At 70.6% G+C, this 20,787-nt stretch carries 21 protein-coding genes and 1 tRNA gene; 16 read left to right on the plus strand and 6 right to left on the minus strand.

Annotation, left to right across the window (positions count from 1 at the left end; translation table 11 throughout):
- Positions 1–188 precede the first annotated feature (188 nt).
- The 6 genes from ACIP4Y_RS03420 to ACIP4Y_RS03445 all read left to right on the plus strand — a co-directional run bounded on the left by ACIP4Y_RS03420 (position 189) and on the right by ACIP4Y_RS03445 (position 4,631).
- Positions 189–626 (plus strand): DUF3052 domain-containing protein, encoded by a 438-nt coding sequence (locus ACIP4Y_RS03420; protein WP_030649446.1) that lies wholly within the window; start codon positions 189–191, stop codon positions 624–626.
- A 128-nt stretch (positions 627–754) separates the two neighbouring features.
- A complete protein-coding gene (locus ACIP4Y_RS03425; protein ID WP_358635258.1) occupies positions 755–1,213 on the plus strand; it encodes a peroxiredoxin in 459 nt (152 codons plus the stop codon).
- 140 nt (positions 1,214–1,353) lie between these two features.
- A complete protein-coding gene (locus ACIP4Y_RS03430; RefSeq protein WP_358635256.1) occupies positions 1,354–1,929 on the plus strand; it encodes a calcium homeostasis/redox stress adaptation protein in 576 nt (191 codons plus the stop codon).
- 106 nt (positions 1,930–2,035) lie between these two features.
- Complete coding sequence (locus tag ACIP4Y_RS03435; RefSeq protein WP_030341258.1) at positions 2,036–2,614, plus strand: TerD family protein; 579 nt, start codon at positions 2,036–2,038, stop codon at positions 2,612–2,614.
- 48 nt (positions 2,615–2,662) lie between these two features.
- Positions 2,663–3,805, plus strand: coding sequence for a DUF475 domain-containing protein (locus ACIP4Y_RS03440; protein WP_358635254.1), 1,143 nt, complete (start codon positions 2,663–2,665; stop codon positions 3,803–3,805).
- A gap of 88 nt (positions 3,806–3,893) precedes the next feature.
- On the plus strand, positions 3,894–4,631 hold the full coding sequence (locus ACIP4Y_RS03445) for a Tellurium resistance (protein WP_358635252.1): 738 nt from the start codon (positions 3,894–3,896) through the stop codon (positions 4,629–4,631).
- A 24-nt stretch (positions 4,632–4,655) separates the two neighbouring features.
- Here ACIP4Y_RS03445 and ACIP4Y_RS03450 read toward each other — a convergent pair whose 3' ends face one another.
- Positions 4,656–5,417, minus strand: a complete 762-nt coding sequence (locus ACIP4Y_RS03450; RefSeq protein WP_401387147.1) for a TerD family protein — start codon at positions 5,415–5,417, stop codon at positions 4,656–4,658.
- Positions 5,418–5,591: 174 nt separating this feature from the next.
- Between ACIP4Y_RS03450 and ACIP4Y_RS03455 the strand changes: the two genes are divergently transcribed.
- Genes ACIP4Y_RS03455 through ACIP4Y_RS03465 form a run of 3 tightly spaced genes read left to right on the plus strand, consistent with a single transcriptional unit; the run spans position 5,592 to position 10,072 of the window.
- Positions 5,592–6,758, plus strand: a complete 1,167-nt coding sequence (locus ACIP4Y_RS03455) for an HpcH/HpaI aldolase/citrate lyase family protein (protein ID WP_401387150.1) — start codon at positions 5,592–5,594, stop codon at positions 6,756–6,758.
- A gap of 27 nt (positions 6,759–6,785) precedes the next feature.
- A complete protein-coding gene (locus ACIP4Y_RS03460; protein ID WP_401387153.1) occupies positions 6,786–9,230 on the plus strand; it encodes a phosphoribosyltransferase in 2,445 nt (814 codons plus the stop codon).
- Positions 9,230–10,072 carry an HAD family hydrolase gene (locus tag ACIP4Y_RS03465; protein ID WP_401387156.1) on the plus strand — a complete coding sequence of 281 codons (843 nt, stop codon included), beginning with the start codon at positions 9,230–9,232 and terminating at the stop codon, positions 10,070–10,072. The genes ACIP4Y_RS03460 and ACIP4Y_RS03465 overlap by 1 nt, the downstream gene beginning before the upstream one ends.
- On the opposite strand, the gene ACIP4Y_RS03470 is transcribed toward ACIP4Y_RS03465, so the two are convergent.
- A complete protein-coding gene (locus tag ACIP4Y_RS03470; RefSeq protein WP_401387159.1) occupies positions 10,069–10,284 on the minus strand; it encodes a zinc ribbon domain-containing protein in 216 nt (71 codons plus the stop codon). The two genes, ACIP4Y_RS03465 and ACIP4Y_RS03470, sit on opposite strands and share 4 nt — an antisense overlap.
- A gap of 210 nt (positions 10,285–10,494) precedes the next feature.
- Here ACIP4Y_RS03470 and ACIP4Y_RS03475 point away from each other — a divergent pair, with 210 nt between their 5' ends.
- The 3 genes from ACIP4Y_RS03475 to ACIP4Y_RS03485 all read left to right on the plus strand — a co-directional run bounded on the left by ACIP4Y_RS03475 (position 10,495) and on the right by ACIP4Y_RS03485 (position 15,307).
- Positions 10,495–12,681, plus strand: coding sequence for a transglycosylase domain-containing protein (locus ACIP4Y_RS03475; RefSeq protein WP_401387162.1), 2,187 nt, complete (start codon positions 10,495–10,497; stop codon positions 12,679–12,681).
- A gap of 42 nt (positions 12,682–12,723) precedes the next feature.
- The gene (locus ACIP4Y_RS03480) at positions 12,724–14,016 is read left to right on the plus strand and encodes a hypothetical protein (RefSeq protein ID WP_401387165.1); all 1,293 of its coding nucleotides are present in this window, start codon (positions 12,724–12,726) and stop codon (positions 14,014–14,016) included.
- Between the two features lie 187 nt (positions 14,017–14,203).
- Positions 14,204–15,307: an amidase domain-containing protein gene (locus ACIP4Y_RS03485; RefSeq protein WP_401388652.1), complete on the plus strand. Its 1,104-nt coding sequence runs from the start codon at positions 14,204–14,206 to the stop codon at positions 15,305–15,307.
- Here ACIP4Y_RS03485 and ACIP4Y_RS03490 read toward each other — a convergent pair.
- Positions 15,295–15,906, minus strand: a complete 612-nt coding sequence (locus ACIP4Y_RS03490; protein WP_401387168.1) for a DUF4383 domain-containing protein — start codon at positions 15,904–15,906, stop codon at positions 15,295–15,297. The two genes, ACIP4Y_RS03485 and ACIP4Y_RS03490, sit on opposite strands and share 13 nt — an antisense overlap.
- Before the next feature lie 79 nt (positions 15,907–15,985).
- Complete coding sequence (locus ACIP4Y_RS03495) at positions 15,986–17,377, minus strand: hypothetical protein (RefSeq protein WP_401387171.1); 1,392 nt, start codon at positions 17,375–17,377, stop codon at positions 15,986–15,988.
- Between the two features lie 143 nt (positions 17,378–17,520).
- On the opposite strand from ACIP4Y_RS03495, the gene ACIP4Y_RS03500 reads away from it, so the two are divergent.
- Positions 17,521–17,592: transfer RNA gene (locus ACIP4Y_RS03500), tRNA-Val, on the plus strand.
- 45 nt (positions 17,593–17,637) lie between these two features.
- Here ACIP4Y_RS03500 and ACIP4Y_RS03505 read toward each other — a convergent pair.
- Both ACIP4Y_RS03505 and ACIP4Y_RS03510 read right to left on the minus strand, forming a co-directional pair.
- Positions 17,638–17,976: a hypothetical protein gene (locus tag ACIP4Y_RS03505; protein ID WP_358635232.1), complete on the minus strand. Its 339-nt coding sequence runs from the start codon at positions 17,974–17,976 to the stop codon at positions 17,638–17,640.
- A 63-nt stretch (positions 17,977–18,039) separates the two neighbouring features.
- Complete coding sequence (locus tag ACIP4Y_RS03510) at positions 18,040–18,948, minus strand: ketopantoate reductase family protein (protein WP_401387174.1); 909 nt, start codon at positions 18,946–18,948, stop codon at positions 18,040–18,042.
- Between the two features lie 93 nt (positions 18,949–19,041).
- Between ACIP4Y_RS03510 and ACIP4Y_RS03515 the strand changes: the two genes are divergently transcribed.
- The 3 genes from ACIP4Y_RS03515 to ACIP4Y_RS03525 all read left to right on the plus strand — a co-directional run bounded on the left by ACIP4Y_RS03515 (position 19,042) and on the right by ACIP4Y_RS03525 (position 20,627).
- On the plus strand, positions 19,042–19,275 hold the full coding sequence (locus ACIP4Y_RS03515; RefSeq protein WP_358635228.1) for a DUF2277 domain-containing protein: 234 nt from the start codon (positions 19,042–19,044) through the stop codon (positions 19,273–19,275).
- A gap of 153 nt (positions 19,276–19,428) precedes the next feature.
- Positions 19,429–19,884, plus strand: a complete 456-nt coding sequence (locus ACIP4Y_RS03520) for a DoxX family protein (protein ID WP_358635226.1) — start codon at positions 19,429–19,431, stop codon at positions 19,882–19,884.
- Between the two features lie 128 nt (positions 19,885–20,012).
- Positions 20,013–20,627: a DedA family protein gene (locus ACIP4Y_RS03525; RefSeq protein WP_401387178.1), complete on the plus strand. Its 615-nt coding sequence runs from the start codon at positions 20,013–20,015 to the stop codon at positions 20,625–20,627.
- The last annotated feature ends 160 nt before the right edge of the window (positions 20,628–20,787 follow it).

Consider the following 20,787-nt stretch of genomic DNA (forward strand, 5'->3'; position numbering starts at 1 on the left):
TGATGTGGGTTCCGTGGAAACGGGATACGGTGCCAGGAGTTGCGGCGACACGGCCGGGATCGTCACCGTTTCGACGGTCCCGACGGCCGGGTACTTGCGCGATCCGCCCCGCCCGTGTGGACTACGGCCAATGCTTCGCGCACGCGCGTGGCTGAGATACTCAACAAGAAATGATCAGGAGGCAACCCGTGAGCGCGACCGCGGACCACGCGGAGGAGCGGACGAACCCTGCCGCCAGGCTGGGGTTCCAGCCCGGGCAGGTGGTCCAGGAGATCGGCTACGACGACGACGTCGATCAGGAGCTCCGCGAGGCCATCGAGGAAACCATCGCAGGCGACCTCATGGACGAGGACTACGACGACGTGGCCGACGCCGTTGTGCTGTGGTTCCGTGACGACGACGGCGACCTGACGGATGCGCTGGTGGATGCCACCACGTACATCGAAGAGGGCGGCGCGATCCTGCTCCTCACGCCGAAGACCGGCCGTGCGGGGTACGTGGAGCCGAGCGACATCCAGGACGCCGCCACGACGGCCGGCCTGACCGCCTCGAAGAGCGTCAGCGTCGGCAAGGACTGGAGCGGCAGCCGGCTGGCCACGCCGAAGGCGGCCAAGTCCAAGAGGTGACCGTCCTCGTCCACCGGACGGGCCGAGCAGGCTCGGCCCGTCCGTAGGACCCCGGTGCCCGCTGCGTAGGGTGGACCCGAGCGTCTGCACGCTCCCACCCGAACAGCCCACCGAAGGGATGCACGACGATGGCGATCCAGGTCGGCGACAAGGCGCCCGACTTCGAGCTGAAGGACAACCACGGCCGGACCGTGAAGCTCTCCGAGTTCCGCGGCGAGAAGAACGTGGTCCTGCTCTTCTACCCCTTCGCCTTCACCGGCGTGTGCACCGGCGAGCTGTGCGAGCTGCGCGACAACCTGCCGAAGTTCGCCGACCGCGACACCCAGCTGCTCGCCGTCTCCAACGACTCCATCCACACCCTGCGCGTCTTCGCCGAGCAGGAGGGCCTCGAGTACCCCCTGCTGAGCGACTTCTGGCCGCACGGCAACGTCTCGCGCGCGTACGGCGTCTTCGACGAGGACAAGGGCTGCGCCGTCCGGGGCACCTTCATCATCGACAAGGAGGGCGTCGTGCGGTGGACCGTGGTCAACGGCCTGCCGGACGCCCGCGACCTCGACGACTACGTGAAGGCGCTCGACACCCTGTGAGCCGGCCCGCGGGCCGACACCTGTGAATCTTCGGCTCCAGGGTCTGCGGAGGGCGGGAACCCGTCACTAGGATCGGCACGTTGATCCCATATCCGAAGCACGACGGGGCTCCCCGCCCCTGAACACCACATGGAGGACCCGTGGGAGTCAGCCTCAGCAAGGGCGGCAACGTATCGCTGACGAAGGAGGCCCCGGGCCTGACCGCCGTCATCGTCGGCCTGGGGTGGGACGTGCGCACGACGACCGGCACGGACTTCGACCTCGACGCGAGCGCGCTGCTGCTGAACAACTCCGGCAAGGTCGCGAGCGACCAGCACTTCGTCTTCTTCAACAACCTCAAGAGCCCCGACGGCTCCGTGGAGCACACCGGTGACAACATCACCGGTGAGGGCGAGGGCGACGACGAGCAGATCAAGGTCAACCTGGCCGGCGTCCCGGCCGACATCGAAAAGATCGTGTTCCCGGTGTCGATCTACGACGCCGAGAACCGCCAGCAGTCCTTCGGACAGGTCCGCAACGCGTTCATCCGCGTCGTGAACCAGGCCGGCGGACAGGAGATCGCCCGCTACGACCTGAGCGAGGACGCCTCCACCGAGACGGCCATGGTCTTCGGCGAGCTGTACCGGCACGGCGCGGAGTGGAAGTTCCGCGCCATCGGCCAGGGCTACGCGTCTGGCCTGCGTGGCATCGCGCAGGACTTCGGCGTCAACGTCTGATCCCGGCAGAGTCACGACACCTGCACCATCCGGCGCCGCACCGTTTACGGGCGGCGCCGGACGCGCAGGACAACCAGGGAAGCACCACCAGGGGAGGACCAGCATCATGGGCGTCACGCTCGCCAAGGGAGGCAATGTCTCCCTCTCCAAGGCCGCACCGAACCTCACCAACGTCCTGATCGGGCTCGGCTGGGACGCCCGGTCCACCACGGGCGCCCCCTTCGACCTGGACGCCAGCGCCCTGCTGTGCGGCGCGGGGAACCGCGTGCTGGGCGACGAGTGGTTCGTGTTCTACAACCAGCTCACGAGCCCCGACGGCTCCGTGGAGCACACCGGTGACAACCTCACCGGTGAGGGTGAGGGCGACGACGAATCGATCCTGGTCGACCTCGCGAAGGTGCCCCCGCAGTGCGAGAAGATCATCTTCCCGGTGTCCATCCATATGGCGGACGAGCGCGGCCAGACCTTCGGCCAGGTCTCCAACGCCTTCATCCGCGTGGTCAACCAGGCCGACGGCCAGGAACTGGCGCGCTACGACCTGAGCGAGGACGCGTCCACCGAGACCGCGATGATCTTCGGTGAGCTGTACCGGTATCAGGGCGAGTGGAAGTTCCGTGCAGTCGGTCAGGGGTACGCGTCGGGCCTCCGGGGCATCGCTCTAGACTTCGGAGTCAACGTTTCGTAAAACTCGGTACGGCTCGGGGGAGACCCGTACACACAGATGGGGTAGCCAGTGCTTCTGAAAACCTTCGGCTGGTCGTTCGCGGTCACCGCGCTCGGCCTGGTCGCGGCGGCGTTCTACGGGGGGTGGACCGCCTTCGGCATCGTGGCGATCCTCGCCATCCTTGAGATCTCGCTGTCCTTCGACAACGCGGTCGTCAACGCCGGAATCCTGAAGAAGATGAACGCCTTCTGGCAGAAGATCTTCCTCACGGTCGGCGTCCTCATCGCGGTCTTCGGCATGCGGCTGGTCTTCCCCGTCGTCATCGTCGCGATCAGCGCCAAGATGGGCCCGATCGAGGCCGTCGACCTGGCGCTCAACAACAAGGACCGCTACCAGCAGCTGGTCACCGACGCCCACCCGTCGATCGCCGCCTTCGGTGGCATGTTCCTGCTGATGATCTTCCTCGACTTCATCTTCGAGGACCGGGACATCCAGTGGCTGCGCTGGATCGAGCGGCCCCTGGCCAAGCTCGGCAAGGTCGACATGCTGTCGGTCTGCATCGCCCTGGTCGTCCTGCTGATCACGTCCTTCACCTTCGCCACCCACGCCCACCAGCACGGCGGCGCCCACGTGGACAAGGCGGAGACGGTCCTGATCGCCGGGATCGCCGGCCTGATCACCTACATGGTCGTCGGCGGTCTCTCCGGCTATTTCGAGGACAAGCTGGAGGAAGAGGAGGAGCGCGAGCACGAGGAGGAGGAAGAGGCCGCCCGCAGCGGCAAGCAGAAGCCCGCGATCGTCCTGGCCGGCCAGGCCGCGTTCTTCATGTTCCTCTACCTGGAGGTGCTGGACGCCTCGTTCTCCTTCGACGGCGTCATCGGCGCCTTCGCCATCACCAACGACATCGTCCTGATGGCCCTCGGACTCGGCATCGGCGCGATGTACGTCCGGTCGCTCACGGTCTACCTGGTCCGCCAGGGCACCCTCGACGACTACGTCTACCTGGAGCACGGCGCCCACTACGCCATCGGCGCCCTCGCCGTGATCCTCATGGTCACCATCCAGCACGAGATCAACGAGGTCGTCACCGGTCTCGTCGGTGTCGTCCTGATCGCCTGGTCCTTCTTCTCCTCCGTCCGCCGCAACCGCGCACTGGCCGCGGCGGGGGAGGAGGGCACCGACGAGAAGGCCGAGGTCTCCTCCGGGGTGTGACGGCCCGGACGGTGAGGAACGCTCTGAGCGGGGCGGCCGACACGGTCGGCCGCCCCGTCGGCGTCACAACAGGTACCTGGGGGCGGGAATGGGTTTCTTCGACGGACTGCTGGGCGGGCGCGCCGCCGACTTCGACTCGGGCAACGCGTCGACCAACGCCATCGAACTGACCAGGCGGCACCAGACGGTGTCTCTCACCAGGCAGGAAGCGGCCACCGGTCACCTGCGCGTGAACCTCTCCTGGCGGATGCGGACCTCCGACTTCGACGGAACCCAGCGCGCCAGCCTGTTCCGGCACCCCTTCAAGGCCCTGAAGCCGCCGGAGGTCCTCGGCCACGGCCAGAGCATGGTCAACGTCGACCTCGACCTCGGCTGCCTGTACGAGCTGACCGACGGCACCAAGGGGGTCGTACAGCCCCTCGGCGGCTATCTCGGCGACGTCAACGCACCGCCGTACATCAAACTCAGCGGAGACGACCGGTTCGGCTCGGCGTCCGGCGAGACGATGTACGTCAATCTCGACCACCGCGACGCCCTGAAGCGGCTGCTGGTCTTCGTCTACATCTACGACCAGACCCCCGCCTTCGACCGTACCCACGCCGTCGTCACCCTGTACCCCAGCAACGGGCCCCGCATCGAGATAGGCCTCGACGAACGCCACCCGCAGGCCCGCTCCTGCGCCGTCGTCATGATCGAGAACGTCAAGGGCGAACTGATCGTCCGCCGCGAGGTCAAGTTCGTCTACGGCTTCCAGGGCGAACTCGACCGCCTCTACGGCTGGGGCCTCCAGTGGGGCAGGGGCTACAAGACGAAGGCGGACAGATGAACACCGCGGGCCGGCGGAGGCGCCCTACCGCCCGATGAACTGCGGCCCCTGTGGCGGCAGCCGGAAGTATGCGTCCCCCACCACAGCCGCCGGTGCCTGCATGGGCTGTGGATAGCCGTACGCGGGCGGCTGCGCCGGCACCGAAGCCGTCGGCAGCTCCGGAGGCGTCGGCTGCTCCGGAGGCGTCGGCTGCTCCGGAGGCAACGGGGACGACGTCGGCTCGGCCTGAGGCTCCGCCCCCTCCGACTCGTCCACCGAGATACCGAAGTCCGTGGCGAGCCCCTTCAGCCCGTTCGAGTAGCCCTCGCCCAGCGCCCGGAACTTCCAGCCCTCCCCGCGCCGGTACAGCTCACCGCAGATCAGCGCCGTCTCCGCGCCGGTCTCCGGCTTGATCTCGAACCGGGCCAGCGGCTCCCCGTCGGCGAGCGCCGCGTCGTACAGCAGGATGCACAGCGCCGGCACCCGGTCGAAGGTGACCCCGTCCGCGGAGGCGACCAGCAGGATCCGGCCGACCCCCGGCTCCACGGCGGAGAGGTCTGTCTGGATCGTGTCGGTCAGCCCCTCGGCGACCCGCTTCTTGCCGAGCCGCCACACCTTCCCGGAGGGGTGCCGGGGCTGGTTGTAGAAGACGAAGTCCTCGTCGGAGCGCACACGGCCGTCGGGGCCCAGCAGCAGCGCCGACACATCCACGTCCGGGACACCCTGCCCGGGTGTCCAGCGCAGCACGGCGCGCACCGTGGTGGCCTCCAGCGGGACGTTCGACCCCTTCAGCATCGCGTGCGTCATGCGGTCATCCTGCCTTCTCGGTCCTGGTCACGACAATGCGGGGGGTTGACGCCGACACGGGTGGGTTACCGGAAATTCATGCGCGCAGGGAACCCCGGACATGGATCCCTACGTACTATTACCGGCCACCCTTTACCGAACCCAGAGGATCGGCTCGCGCTCCAAGGGAGTCCTATGCGTCATTTCGGGCACATCGCCCCCGAGGTGCGACAGCGCCTCTTCCATCAGGAGCCGTGCGCCTTCACCGCCGACTCCCCGGCCCGGCTGCTCTCCGCGGCCCTGGGCGCCACGCTGTACAGCCCGGCCACCCGGCCGCGGCTCGCCGACGACATCGTCAAACAGGCAGCCAACGGCGTGGTCTCGATGGTGCTGTGCCTGGAGGACTCGATCGACGACGCGGAGGTCGGGGCCGGCGAGGACAACCTCGTCCGGCAGTTCGCCGATCTCGCCGGCCGGCCCGGGGCGGAGCCGCCCCTGCTGTTCATCCGGGTCCGCACCCCCGAGCAGATACCGGACCTGGTCCGCCGCCTCGGCCCGTCCGTACGCCTGCTGTCCGGATTCGTGCTGCCCAAGTTCACCGAGGAACGCGGCGTCCCCTTCCTGGAGGCCCTCGCCACCGCCGAGAAGGCCTGCGGCCGGCGGCTTTTCGCCATGCCCGTCCTGGAGTCCCCCGAGCTGCTCTACCGCGAGTCGCGGGTGGAGACCCTGGAGGGCATCTCCCGCGCGGTCGACAAGTACCGCGACCGGGTGCTGGCCCTCCGCCTCGGCGTGACCGACTTCTGCTCCTCCTACGGCCTGCGCCGCGCCCCCGACATGACGGCGTACGACGTCCAGATCGTCGCCTCCGTGATCGCCGACGTCGTGAACATGCTCGGCCGCGCCGACGGCACCGGCTTCACCGTCACCGGCCCGGTCTGGGAGTACTTCCGCGTACCCGAACGCATGTTCAAGCCGCAGCTCCGGCAGAGCCCCTTCCTCCAGATGCAGGCCGTCGAGCTGCGCGAGAAGCTGATCGAACACGCCATGGACGGACTGCTCCGGGAGATCTCCCTCGACCAGGCCAACGGTCTGCTCGGCAAGACCTGCATCCACCCCTCCCACGTCCTGCCCGTGCACGCGCTCTCCGTGGTCAGTCACGAGGAGTTCAGCGACGCCCAGGACATCCTGCGGCCGGAACGCGGCGGCGGGGGTGTACTCCGGTCGGCCTACACGAACAAGATGAACGAAGTGAAACCGCACCGCGCCTGGGCGGAGCGGACCCTCCTGCGCGCCGAGGTGTTCGGCGTCGCCAACGAGGACGTCGGCTTCGTGGAACTGCTCGCCGCCGGCATACCCGGCTGAACCTTTCGCCACCTCTCCAAGGAACGCATGAACAACGCAGTGAACGACGGGGTCTGGTCCGGCAGCTGGGTCGCCGAGCGGCTCGGGGTCGGACTCGTGGGGGACGACGCGCTGCCGGCGCTGCTCGGGCTCGCCCTGCGGCGCAACCCCAAGCGGGCCCACCTGCTGGTCTCGAACGTCCTCGGCAAGCACGTGCCGCAGTCGCCGGCCGTGGTCTACGACCACGGGTTCCGGCTGGGCCGACGGGTCGCGGCGGTGCTCGGCGAGGCCGAGGCGGGGGCTGCTGCCGTCCTCGGTTACGCGGAGACCGCGACGGGGCTGGGGCATGCGGTGGCCGACGGTCTCGGTGCGGTGCCGTATCTGCACTCCACGCGGCGGCCGGTCCCCGGGGTCGCCCCTGCGGGCGGGTTCGAGGAGTCGCACTCCCATGCCACATCGCACCTGTTGCTGCCGGAGGACCCCGGCCTGCTGGCCGGGGACGGGCCGCTGGTGCTGGTGGACGACGAGTTCTCGACCGGTAACACCGTGCTCAACACCATCCGTGATCTGCACGCGCGGTATCCGCGGCGGCGGTACGTGGTGGTGGCGCTGGTCGACATGCGGTCGGCGGAGGACTCCGGCCGGCTGGAGCGGTTCGCGGAGGAGATCGGGGCGCGGGTGGATCTGGTCGCCGCCGCGTCCGGGACCGTACGGCTGCCCGAGGGTGTGCTGGAGCAGGGGCAGCGGCTGGTCGCGGAATGTGAGCCCGCCGGGTGCGGGAACGAAGGGGCGCACCAGCCGGGCCACGTCACCGAGGTCGACCTGCACTGGCCTCCCGGGCTCCCCGACGGCGGGCGGCACGGTTTCACCCCCGCCCACCGGGCCCGGCTCGAAGCGGCGCTTCCCGCCATGGCCGGCCGCATACGCGAGGCCCTGCCCGCCGGCGCCCGGCGGGTGCTCGTGCTCGGCTTCGAGGAGCTGATGTACGCCCCGCTGCGGCTCGCCCAGGAGCTGGAGCGGGGTGCGGACGCCGAGGTGCGGTTCTCCACCACCACCCGCTCGCCGGTCCTCGCGGTGGACGACCCCGGATACGCGATCCGCACCCGCCTGGTCTTCCCGGCCCACGACGACCCGGCCGACGGTCCCGGCGAGCGGTACGCGTACAACGTGGCCGGCGCCGGTTTCGACGCCGTCGTCGCGGTGGTCGACTCCGTCGCCGACACCCCCGCCCTGCACGCGCCCGACGGCCTGCTCGCCCGCCTCGCCGCGCACGTCCCGCACGTCCTGCTCGCGGTCGTACCGTCGTACGTCCCGCATGCTCCCGAAAGGCCGGTCATGCTGCCCGAGCCCCTCCGTGGCCCCGCATTCTCCTCGTACGCGCCGGAGGAGGTCGGCTGGCTGCTCCAGGACCTGTCCGACGTGACCCTGGAGGCGCCGACGGAGGAGCGGGAGGAGGCCATCCAGAGCGGCGGCGCGCACTATGCCGAGTCGCTGCCGGTGGAGTACCAGCCCAGCGAGCAGTACCAGGAGCTGTTCCACGCGGCGCTCGACGCGTCGGCCGCCCGGCTCGCGCACGCCGTCGGCGTCGTCACCGAGACCGTCGTCACCGAGCGGTCGCCCCGTCCGGTGCTGGTCTCCCTGGCCCGCGCGGGCACCCCGGTCGGGATCCTGATGCGCCGCTGGGCGCAGTTCCGGCACGGCCTGGAGCTTCCGCACTACGCCGTGTCGATCGTGCGCGGCCGGGGCATCGACGCCAACGCGCTGCGCTGGCTCGCCGCCCACCACGACCCCCGGGACGTCGTCTTCGTCGACGGCTGGACCGGCAAGGGTGCGATCACCCGCGAACTCGCCGAGGCCGTCGAGGAGTTCGAGGCCGCCGAGGGCGTCACCGGGTTCGACCCGGAGATCGCCGTCCTCGCCGACCCCGGCTCCTGCGTGCGCACCTACGGCACCCGCGAGGACTTCCTCATCCCCTCCGCCTGCCTCAACTCGACCGTCTCCGGCCTGATCTCGCGTACGGTCCTGCGTGCCGACCTGGTCGGCCCGCACGACTTCCACGGCGCCAAGTTCTACCGCGAACTGGCCGGCGCGGACGTCTCCGTGCCCTTCCTCGACGCCGTCTCCGCCCGCTTCCCGGAGGTCGCCGACGCGGCCGACAGCGCGGTGAAGGAGCTGCTGGCCGCGGACCGCACCCCCACCTGGGCCGGCTGGCGGGCGGTCGAGCGGATCAGCGAGGAGTACGGCATCCACGACGTCAACCTGGTCAAGCCGGGCGTCGGTGAGACCACCCGGGTGCTGCTGCGCCGGGTGCCGTGGAAGATCCTGGCGCGGGCGGGGGCGGGCGCCGACCTGGACCATGTGCGGCTGCTCGCCGAGCAGCGCGGGGTGCCGGTCGAGGAGGTCGGCGACCTGCCGTACACCTGCGTCGGACTGATCCACCCCAAGTACACGCGGGGCGCCACGGGCGCCGACGGCAAGGCGGTGAACGTCTGATGCCGGTGCTGGTGGCGAGCGACCTCGACCGTACGCTGATCTACTCCTCGGCGGCCCTCGCGCTGACCATGCCCGACGCGCGGGCGCCCCGGCTGCTGTGCGTGGAGGTGCACGAGGCCAAGCCGCTGTCCTACATGACGGAGACCGCGGCCCGGATGCTGACCGACCTCGGGGACGCGGCCGTGTTCGTGCCGACGACGACCCGGACGCGCAAGCAGTACCAGCGCATCAACCTGCCGGGTCCGCCGCCGGCGTACGCGATCTGCGCCAACGGCGGGCACCTGCTGGTGGACGGAGTCACCGACGCCGACTGGCACGCGCGCGTGCAGGCGCGGCTCGCCGACGAGTGCGCGCCGCTGGCGGAGGTCAGCGAGCACCTGCTGCGCTCCGCCGACCCGGTGTGGGTGCGCAAGCACCGGATCGCCGAGGACCTGTTCGCCTACCTGGTGGTGGAGCGCGAGCTGCTGCCCGGGGACTGGGTGAAGGAGCTGGCGGTGTGGGCCGAGAACCGCGGCTGGACGGTGTCCCTGCAGGGCCGCAAGATCTACGCCGTACCGAAGCCGCTCACCAAGAGCGCGGCCGTCCGCGAGGTCGCCCGGCGCACCGGCGCGGAGCTGACGCTGGCCGCCGGTGACTCCCTGCTCGACGCCGACCTGCTGCTCGCCGCCGACCGCGGCTGGCGCCCCGCCCACGGCGAACTGGCCGACGCGGGCTGGACCGCCCCGGAGATCACCGCCCTGCCGGAGCGAGGCGTCCTGGCGGGCGAGCGGATCCTGCGGGAGTTTCTGAGGGCGGCACGGCAGCCGAACGACGGCACGGCGCGGCATCCACGGTGGACCTAGCCGCAGCACCCCCCGCCACAACAACCGCCCCCGCCGGCCCTCGGCGCGGGCGCGGACGTGGTGTTCGACACGCCCACCGCCACGGTCGACAGAAGCTTCACCGTGTCGTCGTGCCCCGCGGGGCACGACGCGGGGGCGGCGGACTGAGCCATCGGACGGCTGAGTTCGAACGTGTCGCCGCAGGTCCGGCAGCGGTACTCGTAACGAGGCATGCACCCAGGTTAGCCGTCAAGGCCCGGCCGGCGACGTCTCAATGTTTCATGAGTGTTGCTTTCTATCCGGCATATGTGCAGGGCATTCGAAAACGTTACTGATAATTTGTGAACGCCGTTGCGAGGATGCTCAGCTCACCCGCGCGAGCAAGACCGAGTGCGGAGGGAGACGCAGGCGTGACCAATGCGTCGCAGGGGGAGGACGGCCCCATGGGGGGTCGCCGTGGCGAGAAGCCGTTGGGCGCCGACGAGACCCTGCATCTGAGAGTCGACGCCCTCAGGGCGGACGAGACCATGCAGCTGCGCGTCCCGCCACCACCGGAGCCACCCGCTCCGGACGGCGGCCGGGCCGAGCGCCGGCGCAGCGCGCGCTCCGCCGGGCGCGAGCAGACCGCGAGCGCGGCCGCGCAGGCGGTCGGCCGCCTGCTGGGCCCGCTGGCCCCGTACGCGCGCCGTGCGGCCCCGTACGCGCGCCGTCTGAAGCCGGTCTACCCGCGGCCCGGCCGCGCCGGCTGGCGGCGCTGGATACCCTCCTGGCGCCAGTGGATCGGCGCCACCCTGACCTCGTTCGGTCTGCTGAGCGCGTTCCTCGTCACCGCGTACGCCATGACGGACATACCGGACAACCTCAACTCGTACGCCACCCAGCAGGACAACGTCTACTTCTGGTCCGACGGCACGCCCATGGCCCGGACCGGCTGGGTGCAGCGGCAGGCGATGCCGCTGAAGGACATACCCGAGGACGTCCGCTGGGCGGTGCTCGCGGCCGAGAACGAGAGCTTCTACTCGGACCCGGGCATATCCGCCAAAGGCATCACCCGCGCGGTGTTCCGCACGCTGGGCCAGGGGGACACCGAGGGTGGATCGACCATCACCCAGCAATACGTAAAAAACGTTTATCTGACCCAGAACCAGACGATAAGCCGCAAATTCACCGAGGCGATGATCGCCCTCAAGCTCGACAACAAGATGAGCAAGGACCAGATCCTCGAGGGCTATCTCAACACCAGCTGGTTCGGCCGCGGCAGCTACGGCATCCAGCGCGCCGCCCAGGCGTACTACGGCAAGGACGTCGGCAAGCTCAACGCCTCCGAGGCGGCCATGCTCGCCGGACTGCTCAAGGGCGCCGGCCTGTACGACCCCACGCTCAGCAAGGCCAACCACGCGCGGGCCGCCGAGCGCTGGTCCTGGATCCTCGACCGCATGGTCGAGATCGGCAAGCTGTCGCCGCAGGAACGGGCCAAATACACCAAGTTCCCCGAGCCGCTCAAGAGCAACCCGCTGTACAACACCGGTGCGCAGAGCGACTACCTGGTGGAACTGGCCTCGCAGTACGCCAAGAAGTCCGGGCACCTGACGGACCAGCAGTTCGACCTCGGCGGCTACCAGATCTACACCACCTTCGACCGCAAGCGGGAGAAGGCGCTCACCGACGCCGTCACCAAGGCCCGCAAGCAGGCCGGGCAGGACAACCCGGCAGCGGCAAAAGACGGCCACTACGGCGCCGCCTCGGTGGCCCCGGACGGCCGGATCCTCGCCGTCTACGGCGGCCCCGACCACCGCAAGCAGGGCTACAACGAGTCCAACGCGACCACCGTCCCGGCCGGCACCGCGTTCACACCGTTCGTCTACGCCGCCGGACTCGAACACGGTGTGCACAAGACGCGCGGCGGACCCGCCACCCCCGTCACCCCGGACAGCGTCTACGACGGCGACGACGGCGTGCCCGTCACCACGCCCGAGGGGCCGTACTGGGACCGCAGCGGCAAGAAGGTCTCCGCGCACAACGACGGCGGCAGGTCGTACGGGCAGATCACGCTGCGCGAGGCGCTCGCGAAGTCGGTGAACACGCCGTTCATGCAGCTCGGCATGGACGCCGGCCTGGAGAAGGTGCGCCAGACCGCCGAGGCGTCCGGACTGCTGTCCTCCAGCATCGGCCCCCAGGTGCCCGCCCTGTCCATGGGGAACTCCACGCCCAGCGCGATCCGGATGGCCAGCGGCTACGCCACCTTCGCCGCCGGCGGCACCCACACCGAGCCGTACTCGGTGCGCCGGATCACCCGCAACGGCTCCCCGGTCCCGCTGGCCACCCCGCGCCCCAAGCGCGCGATCGGCGAGAAGGTGGCCGAGCAGGTCACCGAGGCGCTCACCGACTCCTTCCGCACCGCCCATCCCGAGGCGGCCGGCCGGACGGGGGTGTCCGGGAAGGCCGGCACCACCGACAAGGACACCGCCGCCTGGTACGTCGGCACGGCCGACTCCGTGTCCACCGCGATCGTCGTCTACCGGATCGACCTGGCCAAGTCCCTAGAGCCCCTGCCGCTCAAGGGCCTGGCCGGCACATCCGCCCGCAGCGTCCCGTATGCCCTCTGGTCGGCAGCGACGGGCCTCGGCTGAGCCGGGCCCGTGCACCCTCCCCTTCCGCAGAATGAGCCGCGCATGCCCCGCAAGATGTCGTCCTCAGGCCGCCGTCGAGCCCCCCGCCGCAGTGCACCCCGTGCCACCCGGCCGCAGATCCTGACGCTGGCCGCCCTCCTCGTCGTGGCCTCGCTGGTGGCCGGGTTCCTGGCGCTGTCCGGCACGGACGGCAGCGGCACCCCGGCCGCCAGCGCGGGCAAGAAGCCCACGACCGCGCCGAAGGCCAGCCAGACCCCGGAATGGGACGGCAAGACCAAGGTCCTCGGTGACGGCTCCACCTCCTATACCGGGCCGCAGAAGGGGCAGCTGAAGCCGGTGCCGCTCAAGCCCGGTGAGAAGCCGCCCCAGTTCGTGGTCTTCTCCTGGGACGGCGCGCTGGAGGGCAGCGACCACCTGTTCTCGCACTACCGGGAGCTGGCCGAGCAGTACGACGCCCACATGACCTTCTTCCTCACCGGCATCTACCTGCTGCCCAAGAGCAAGAAGGCGCTCTACCACGGCCCCATGCACTCCCCGGGCGACGCCGCGATCGACTACGCCACCGACGACCACATCCGCACCACCGTGGAGCAGCTGGGCAAGGCGTACGAGGACGGCAACGAGATCGGCACCCACTTCAACGGCCACTTCTGCGGGGCCAAGGGCGGTGGCGACTGGAGCGTGAAGGAGTGGAAGAGCGAGATCGACCAGTTCTACTCCTTCGTGGAGCGCTGGAAGACGAACACCGGCTTCAAGGACCTCCCGCCGCTGCCCTTCGACTTCAAGAAGGAAGTCACCGGCGGCCGGGCGCCCTGCCTGGAGGGCCAGCCGAACCTGCTGAAGGCCATCAAGAGCTACGGCTGGCGCTACGACGCCAGTTCGCCGGGCGACTTCCAGATCTGGCCGTCGAAGAAGAACGGCATATGGGACTTCCCGCTGCAGATGCTGCCGTACGAGAGCGGCAAGTACCAGGGCCTGTCCATGGACTTCAACTTCCTCTACAACCAGTCCGACGGCGAGACCCAGGGCGACCCGGCCAAGTTCCCGCAGTGGGAACAGCAGACCGTCGACTCGTACATGGCCGGCTTCAACCGCGTCTACTACGGCAGCCGGGCCCCGCTGTTCATCGGCAACCACTTCGAGGACTGGAACGGCGGCATCTACATGAAGTCCATCGACCAAGTGGTCAAGAACGTCTGCACCAAGAAGGGCGTCAAGTGCGTCTCCTTCAAGGAGCTGGCCGACTGGCTCGACGCGCAGAAGCCGCAGACCCTGGCCGCCCTGCGCACCCTCGACCCCGCCCAGTCGCCCGACTGGTCCGCCGTCGTCAAGTGACAAGTACGCTCGGGGGATTCCACTTGTGCAACCCCCTTCACAACCGGCACACCCGCCGTGGCAAGATGCCCCTCGCCCGGTAGGTGTACCGGCGTAGAGGGGAACATCATTGAAATCTAGAAGACTGAGCCGTGGACGGCGCCGTACGGCCATAGTCACCGCCGCGGCCGCCTCCGTGGTCGCGGGCGTGGCCCTGGTGCCCAACTGGAGCGCCGGCGCGGCCGTGACCGACGACCCGACGGTGGACGCGGCCACCAAGGCGACCTTCCAGCGGCTGGCCGACGCGGTCTTCACCGACCGCACCCAGGCCCTCGTGGACGGCGCCGGCACGGCCGACACCCGGCACGCGTCCGGCTTCTCCGGATCCGTGCGCCTGTCCGGCGGGCAGACCCGCGAGGAGAAGTCCGCACTGGACACGCTGCGCGACCGCCGCAGCCGGCTCGCCCGGCTGGGCGAGACGTACCGCGCGGGCAGCACCAAGGTCACGCTCGACGCCACCCAGGTGAAGGGCCGGCGCGCCAAGGTCGCCGTCACCGAGACCACGACGCTGGCCTACGACAAGGCGCCCACCAAGGGACCGAAGTCCACCGGCTTCCAGGCCCACCACGAGCTGACCTTCCAGGCCGACCGCCACGGCACCTGGCAGCTCACCGGCATCCGGGACACCGATGACGGTTACCTCGCGGTGAACCAGGTCGCCAAGCCCGCCGTCACCTCGGTGAAGACCACCGGCGAGGACGACGGCCCGCCCTCGGCGGCCCGCTCGGCCACCACCTGGCCCGCGCCGGCCAACGCGAAGAACTTCTCCGCGACCGGCTACGACTACAAGGCCATGGTCGCGTACGCGCAGAAGTACTGGAACAACTACAACCCGGCCTACCCGGACTTCAACGGGCACGGCGCCGGCGGCGACTGCACCAACTTCGTCAGCCAGGCCCTGAAGGCGGGCGGCTGGAAGCACGTACCCGGCTACACGTACGACTTCCACAAGTGGTTCGGCAACTCCGACATCCAGTCGGACTCGTTCGTCGGCGTCAACGAGTTCTCCTGGTTCGCCCTGTCCTCGAAGCGGGCCACCAGCCTCGCCAACGTCTACCAGCTGGACCTCGGTGACGTGCTGCAGATGGACTTCAACCGGGACGGGTCCAAGGACCACTCGATGATCGTCACCTACCGGGACCGCCGGGGCCTGCCGTACGTGAGCTACCACTCCACCAACACCTACAACAGGTCGGTGGCCAGCCTCGTCGCCTCGTACCCGAACGCGGCGTTCTACGCCTACAGGACCTGACCCGGTCCCGGCTGACGCGGGCGCCGCCGCCCCTGCTCCTCCCGCTGTTCCTGCCGCACAGGCCCCTCCGGCCCCGTGCGCTGCTCCTGCGGGGAGGTCTCGGGGTGGCGGGCCCGCCAGTACGGGTTGTCGTGCGGCAGGGCATGGCCGACCCGGCCGTACATGCCGAAGGTCATCAGCAACAGGCCCACGATGAAGCTGAAGAAGACGTTCTGGATCTTGAAGGCCAGGAAGTTGCTGGTCGTGTCCAGCAGGCCGAGGAACAGGAAGCCGTTCAGCAGGAACAGCACGCCGAGGACCATGTTCAGGGTCGACGCGACGTTCCCGCCGATCACCATGCCGACCAGCAGCACCGCGCCGATGCAGATCGACAGCACACTCAGCGCGCCGTTGCTGTTCAGCCCGGCGACCGTGTCACCGCCGATGCTGAAGAAGCCGATGTGGTTGATCAGGCCCAGAATGCCGAAGACGACCAGGAAGACGCCGATCAGGCCCGCACCGATCCGGTAGACGAGGTTGAGCCGGTGGTCGACGGGGAGGTGGTCGTCCAGCCGCATCCGCTGCCGGTCGTTCCTCGAGTGCACTGCGTGTGTGGCCATGTCCGCCTCCCTCGGGCGCTAGCGGAGGCCATCCGTCCTCTTAATATCCGCTGCCCCGCACCACCCGGCAACACGCACGTCAGTGCCCGCCGCCGCGCTCCTCGCGGATCTGCGCCACCACCCGCGCCACGGCCCGCCGCACTTCCTCCGTCTCGGTCAGGAAGTGCCAGTAGTCCGGATGCCGCCCCTCCAGCGTGCCGATCGCCCGCTCCAGCCGGGCCACCGCGTCGTCCAGCGGCCGCGCGTGCCGCGGATCGGGGGTCGTACGGCCCGTCATGGCCAGCCGCTGGGCGTCCCGGATCGCGAACCGGGTCCGCTCGATCTCCGCGTGCGCATCCTTCTGCACCGCGTTCAGCCTGCTCAGCCGGTCACCGGCGGCCGACACCGCCTCGTCGGTCGCGTTCAGCAGCGCCCGCACCGTCGACAGCAGCGAGGTCGCGTCCGCCCACCGCTGGTCCTCCCGCGCCGCCTGCGCCTCGCGGAGCTTCAGCTCGGCCTGCCGCACGTTCTCCGCGGCTTGTGCGGGCACCTGCTGCAGATCCTGCCAGCACGCGGCGGCGAACCGGCGGCGCAGCTCGCTCAGCACCGGCTCCACCTGGCCGGCCCGCGTGGTCAGCGCCTCGGCCCGGGTACGCAGGCTCACCAGCCGGTGGTCGATCTCGGCCGCCCGCTCCGGCAGCCGCTCGGCCTCGGCCCGGATCGCCCCGGCCTCCCGCTGCACCCGCTCGGCCCGCTCCAGCGTCGCCTGCACCCCGTGCCGCCCGGCACCCTGGTTCAGCTTGGTCAGCTCCGGCGACAGGGCCGCCAGCCGCGCGGCCGGCTCGTCGGCCCGCAGCCTCTTCTCCCGTACGGCGTCCAGGGCGTTGCTCGCGGCCAGCAGCGACTGCCGGGCCCGCTCCACCGCGGGCGCCAGCCGGGCCAACTGCGTCTCCGCCTTGCCCAGCAGCGGCCCCAGCGAGTCGCCGAACCGGTCCAGCTCCTGCCGGACCCGCACCAACTCGTCCTTGGCCGCGGTCAGCTCCGCCCGCGCCCGGACGGCCGTGCCGGCCTCCAGATCGTCCCGGTCCAGGTCATGCGCGTCGACGGCCTCGATGTACTGCCGGCTGACCTCGTCGATCCGGCGGCCGAGCGCCTCGAAGTCGGACACGGCACGCCGGGCGGCGGGGGAGTCGTCCACCGCCGCGATGGTCTCCACGGAGATCCGCAGATCCCGCTGCGCGGTGTCGAGTTCGTAGAACGCCGTCGCCGCCGCGTCCTTCGCGGCCTGCGCATCGGCCCGCTGACTCTCCGCCCGGCCGCCGAACCAGCGTCGCGTGCCACCACCGGCGAACGCGGCGGGCAACGCGAACGCGACCAGCACGGGCAGCCCCATCAGCAGCGCGGCATCCCGCAACGGCGCGAGCCCACGCCGCTCCCGGGCGGACGACGACGGGTACGGCTGTATCGCTGGCGTGCCCGGTGTCGCCGTCACATCCCTCTCCCGTGCCGTGGTTCGCGCTGGGTGGTGCCATTCTCCCACCCGTTGAAGACGAACACACGGGCCGATCAGTTCGCGGTACGCATCGTGACTTTCCGCCCGCGGACACCGGTGATGTACGCTGACGACCTGTTCCCGGGTGCGTAGCTCAGGGGTAGAGCGCCTGCCTTACAAGCAGGATGTCGGCGGTTCGAAACCGTCCGCGCCCACCGGGTCGGCCCCTCGGAGATGTCTCCGAGGGGCTTTTCCGTGTCCTACTCCTGCTCCGTCTGCTCGTGGGCGTGTTTCAGGCGGGTGCGGGCCTCCACGCGGTCCGCACCCGCGAGCTCGGCCCAGAAGCGGTGGGTGCTGACGAAGACCGCGAGTTCGTGTTCGCGGCGCCGCAGCTTCTCCACCTCGGCCTGTTCGTCCTCCGTCCAGCCGGGGGACGCGGGCCGCTCCACCTTGCGCCAGCCGGTGTCGTCGCTGAATCCGTCCATCGGCTCGACCGACCAGGGCAGCCGCTTGAGCAGGGCCGACAGCTCGGCCCGGACCTGATGCAGCTCCTCCTGGCCGGCGAGGAGGTCACTGGGGAATTCATAGGTCGTAGCCACGCGACAATGCTACGCCTGTTCGATTTCAGGTGGCGAGGGCGGACGGCGGCTCAGGGCGTGGGTTCAGTCGAACGAGTGGTCGGCCGCCGCCAGCTCCCGCACCAGCCGCTCCGTCACCGGCACCGCCACCCCGTGCCGCTCGGCCGCGCGCAGCAACGCCCCGCCGATCGCGTCGAGTTCGAGCGGGCGGCCCGCCTCGGCGTCCCGCTGCATGGAGGACTTGGTGGCGGGCGGGAAGGCGTCGTACCGGGCCAGGGCCTGGGCCGGGTCCGCGGGGCCGCCGCAGGCCCGGCTGATCGCCGCGGTCTCGGCGACCAGTGCCTCCAGCTCGTCCCGGTGCCGGCTGCGGGCCGTGCCGAGCGGGACGCCGTACCGGGTGGTGAGCAGGGCGAACGGGGCGAGGAAAGCCATCTTGGCCCACAGGGCCGCCGTCTCGTCCCCGGCCACGCGGGCGGTCGTACCGGAGGCCGAGAGGTGACCGGCCAGCGCGTCGAGGCGGGCGCGGGGTACGGCGTCCCCGGCCAGGTCGACCTCGGTGAACGGGCTGCCGTGTTCGATCACGCCCGGGGCGGTCCGGGTGGACTCGACGCGGATCACGGCCGGGGCGACCCGGTCGGGACGGTAGCGGGCGCGCAGGGTCGCGGGGTGTTCGACCCCGTTCAGGAGCGGGACGAGCAGCGCGTCGCCGAGGGCGGCGGGCGGGACCCGGGTGAGGGCGGCGTCGAGCGCGGTGTGTTTCACGGTGACCAGGCAGGCGTCCACCGGTTCGCGCAGCTCGGTGTCCGCGTCGACGGCCGCCGTGAAGTCGCCGAACTGCCGGCTGCGGACCGTGATGCCGGTACGGCGCAGGGTGTCGGCGGTGGTCTCGCCGGCCAGGCAGATCACGCGGTGACCGGAGCGGGACAGCAGGGCGGCGAGCAGTCCGCCGGTTCCGCCGGGGCCGAGGACGGCCACGGTGAGCGGGTGGGTCATGGAGTTGTTCCCTTCGGTGGTCGGCCCCGGATGTCGGTGGCCGCCTCGGCAGTGATCATCGCAGGGGGCGGACGGGTGCGCGAGACTGGGCACATGTGCCGGAGCATCAAGACGCTGCGCCCGCCCGTGCTGCCCGGTGAGGCCACGGACGAGGAGATCCACGCGGCCGCGTTGCAGTACGTACGCAAGGTTTCGGGTTTCCGCGCCCCCGCCGCCCACAACCGCGAGGTCTTCGACCGGGCGGTGGCCGCGGTGGCCGAGGCCACGGCAGAACTGCTCGGAGGGCTGGAGGTGCGGGGGCGGTCGGTCGACTCCGGCCGTACATGAGGCCGGAGCCAGTGCGCTGAAAGCTAGATGTTGAACTTGCAAGCATCGATTAGGTTCCCCTAACCTGGTCTCCCATTCGGTACCGCCGCCCCCACGACCGGCCCGCTCAGTCCCCGGCCGGCCCGACCGACACCGAAGAGGAGAAACCCCCTCATGTCCGCACGTCTCAACTCCGCTCAGCCCTACGCCGTAGGGCTCTTCCGCATCGTCCTCGGCCTGCTCTTCGCCGTGCACGGCGCCGCCTCCCTGTTCGGCGTCCTCGGCGGCGCCGCGGGCACCAACGGCGGCACGATCGCGGCCGGCACCTGGCCCGGCTGGTACGCGGCCGTGATCCAGCTCGTCGCCGGCGGCCTGGTGCTGCTCGGCCTCGGCACCCGCGGGGCCGCGCTGATCGCCTCCGGCTCGATGGCGTACGCCTACTTCGACGTCCACCAGCAGGCGGCCCTGTGGCCCATCCAGAACGGCGGCGAGCTGTCCGTGCTGTTCTGCTGGGGCTTCTTCCTGCTGGTCTTCACCGGCTCCGGCGCCTTCGGCGTGGACCGGCTCCTCGGCCGGCGCACCGCGGCGGACGGCGAGCCCGCGGCGGAGCGGAGCCCGCTGGCGGCCTGACCTGCGGTATGCGGGAGCGGGGTGCCGTGTGAACTCCCCGTGATCGCCCCGCGAACCCCCCGCGCATCTCCTGTCACACCCCCGGCGTACGCTGTATGGCTGTCAACGGGGGAGCGACAGGAGTCGTGGTGTTGGAAAGCGTGGGGTCGCTGGCGGCCGGACCATGGATCTATGCCGTGGTGGCCCTGTCGGTGCTGCTCGACGTGTTCCTGCCGGTGCTCCCGAGTGGGGTCCTCGTCATCACGGCCGCCACGGCAGCGGCGGCGGGCTCCGGCGCGGCGGCGGGCCAGGTCCCGCACGACGTGCCGGACATCCTGGCCCTGATCCTGTCCGCGGCGACCGCCTCCGTCCTCGGCGACCTGGTCGCCTACCGGCTGGCCTGGCGCGGCGGGGAGCGCCTGGACCGGGCGATAGCCCGCTCCCGGCGCCTCACCACCGCGCAGGAACGTCTCGGCGAGGCCCTCGCCCGGGGTGGTGGCGCGCTGGTCGTCCTCGCCCGCTTCGCCCCCGCCGGCCGCTCGATCGTCTCCTTCTGCGCGGGCGCCGCCCACCGCCGCGCCCGCGACTTCCTTCCCTGGTCGGCCCTGGCCGGCCTGTCCTGGGCCGGCTACAGCGTCGCCCTCGGCTACTACGGCGCCCAGTGGCTCGGCGCCACCTGGCTGTCCACGGGCGTCTCCCTGGCCGCCCTCTTCGGCGCGGGAGCAGCAGCAGGCTTCCTGGTCCGCCGCCGCCCGGCTTCCTGAAGCGCACCCGCCCCGCGACCGCACTCAGCTGTTCCCGGGCGGGCGTGCGTGCGGTGCCATGGGGGTGCCGGCCGCCGCAGTTCCCCAGGGGCGCGGGGCTGGGTGAGATCTGCGGCTGCGCCGCGCGGGCGCGGTCAGCTGTTCCCGGGCGGGCGGTGCG

Origin of the sequence: Streptomyces sp. NPDC088810 (genome assembly GCF_044750305.1) — a bacterium.
Lineage (GTDB): Bacteria > Actinomycetota > Actinomycetes > Streptomycetales > Streptomycetaceae > Streptomyces.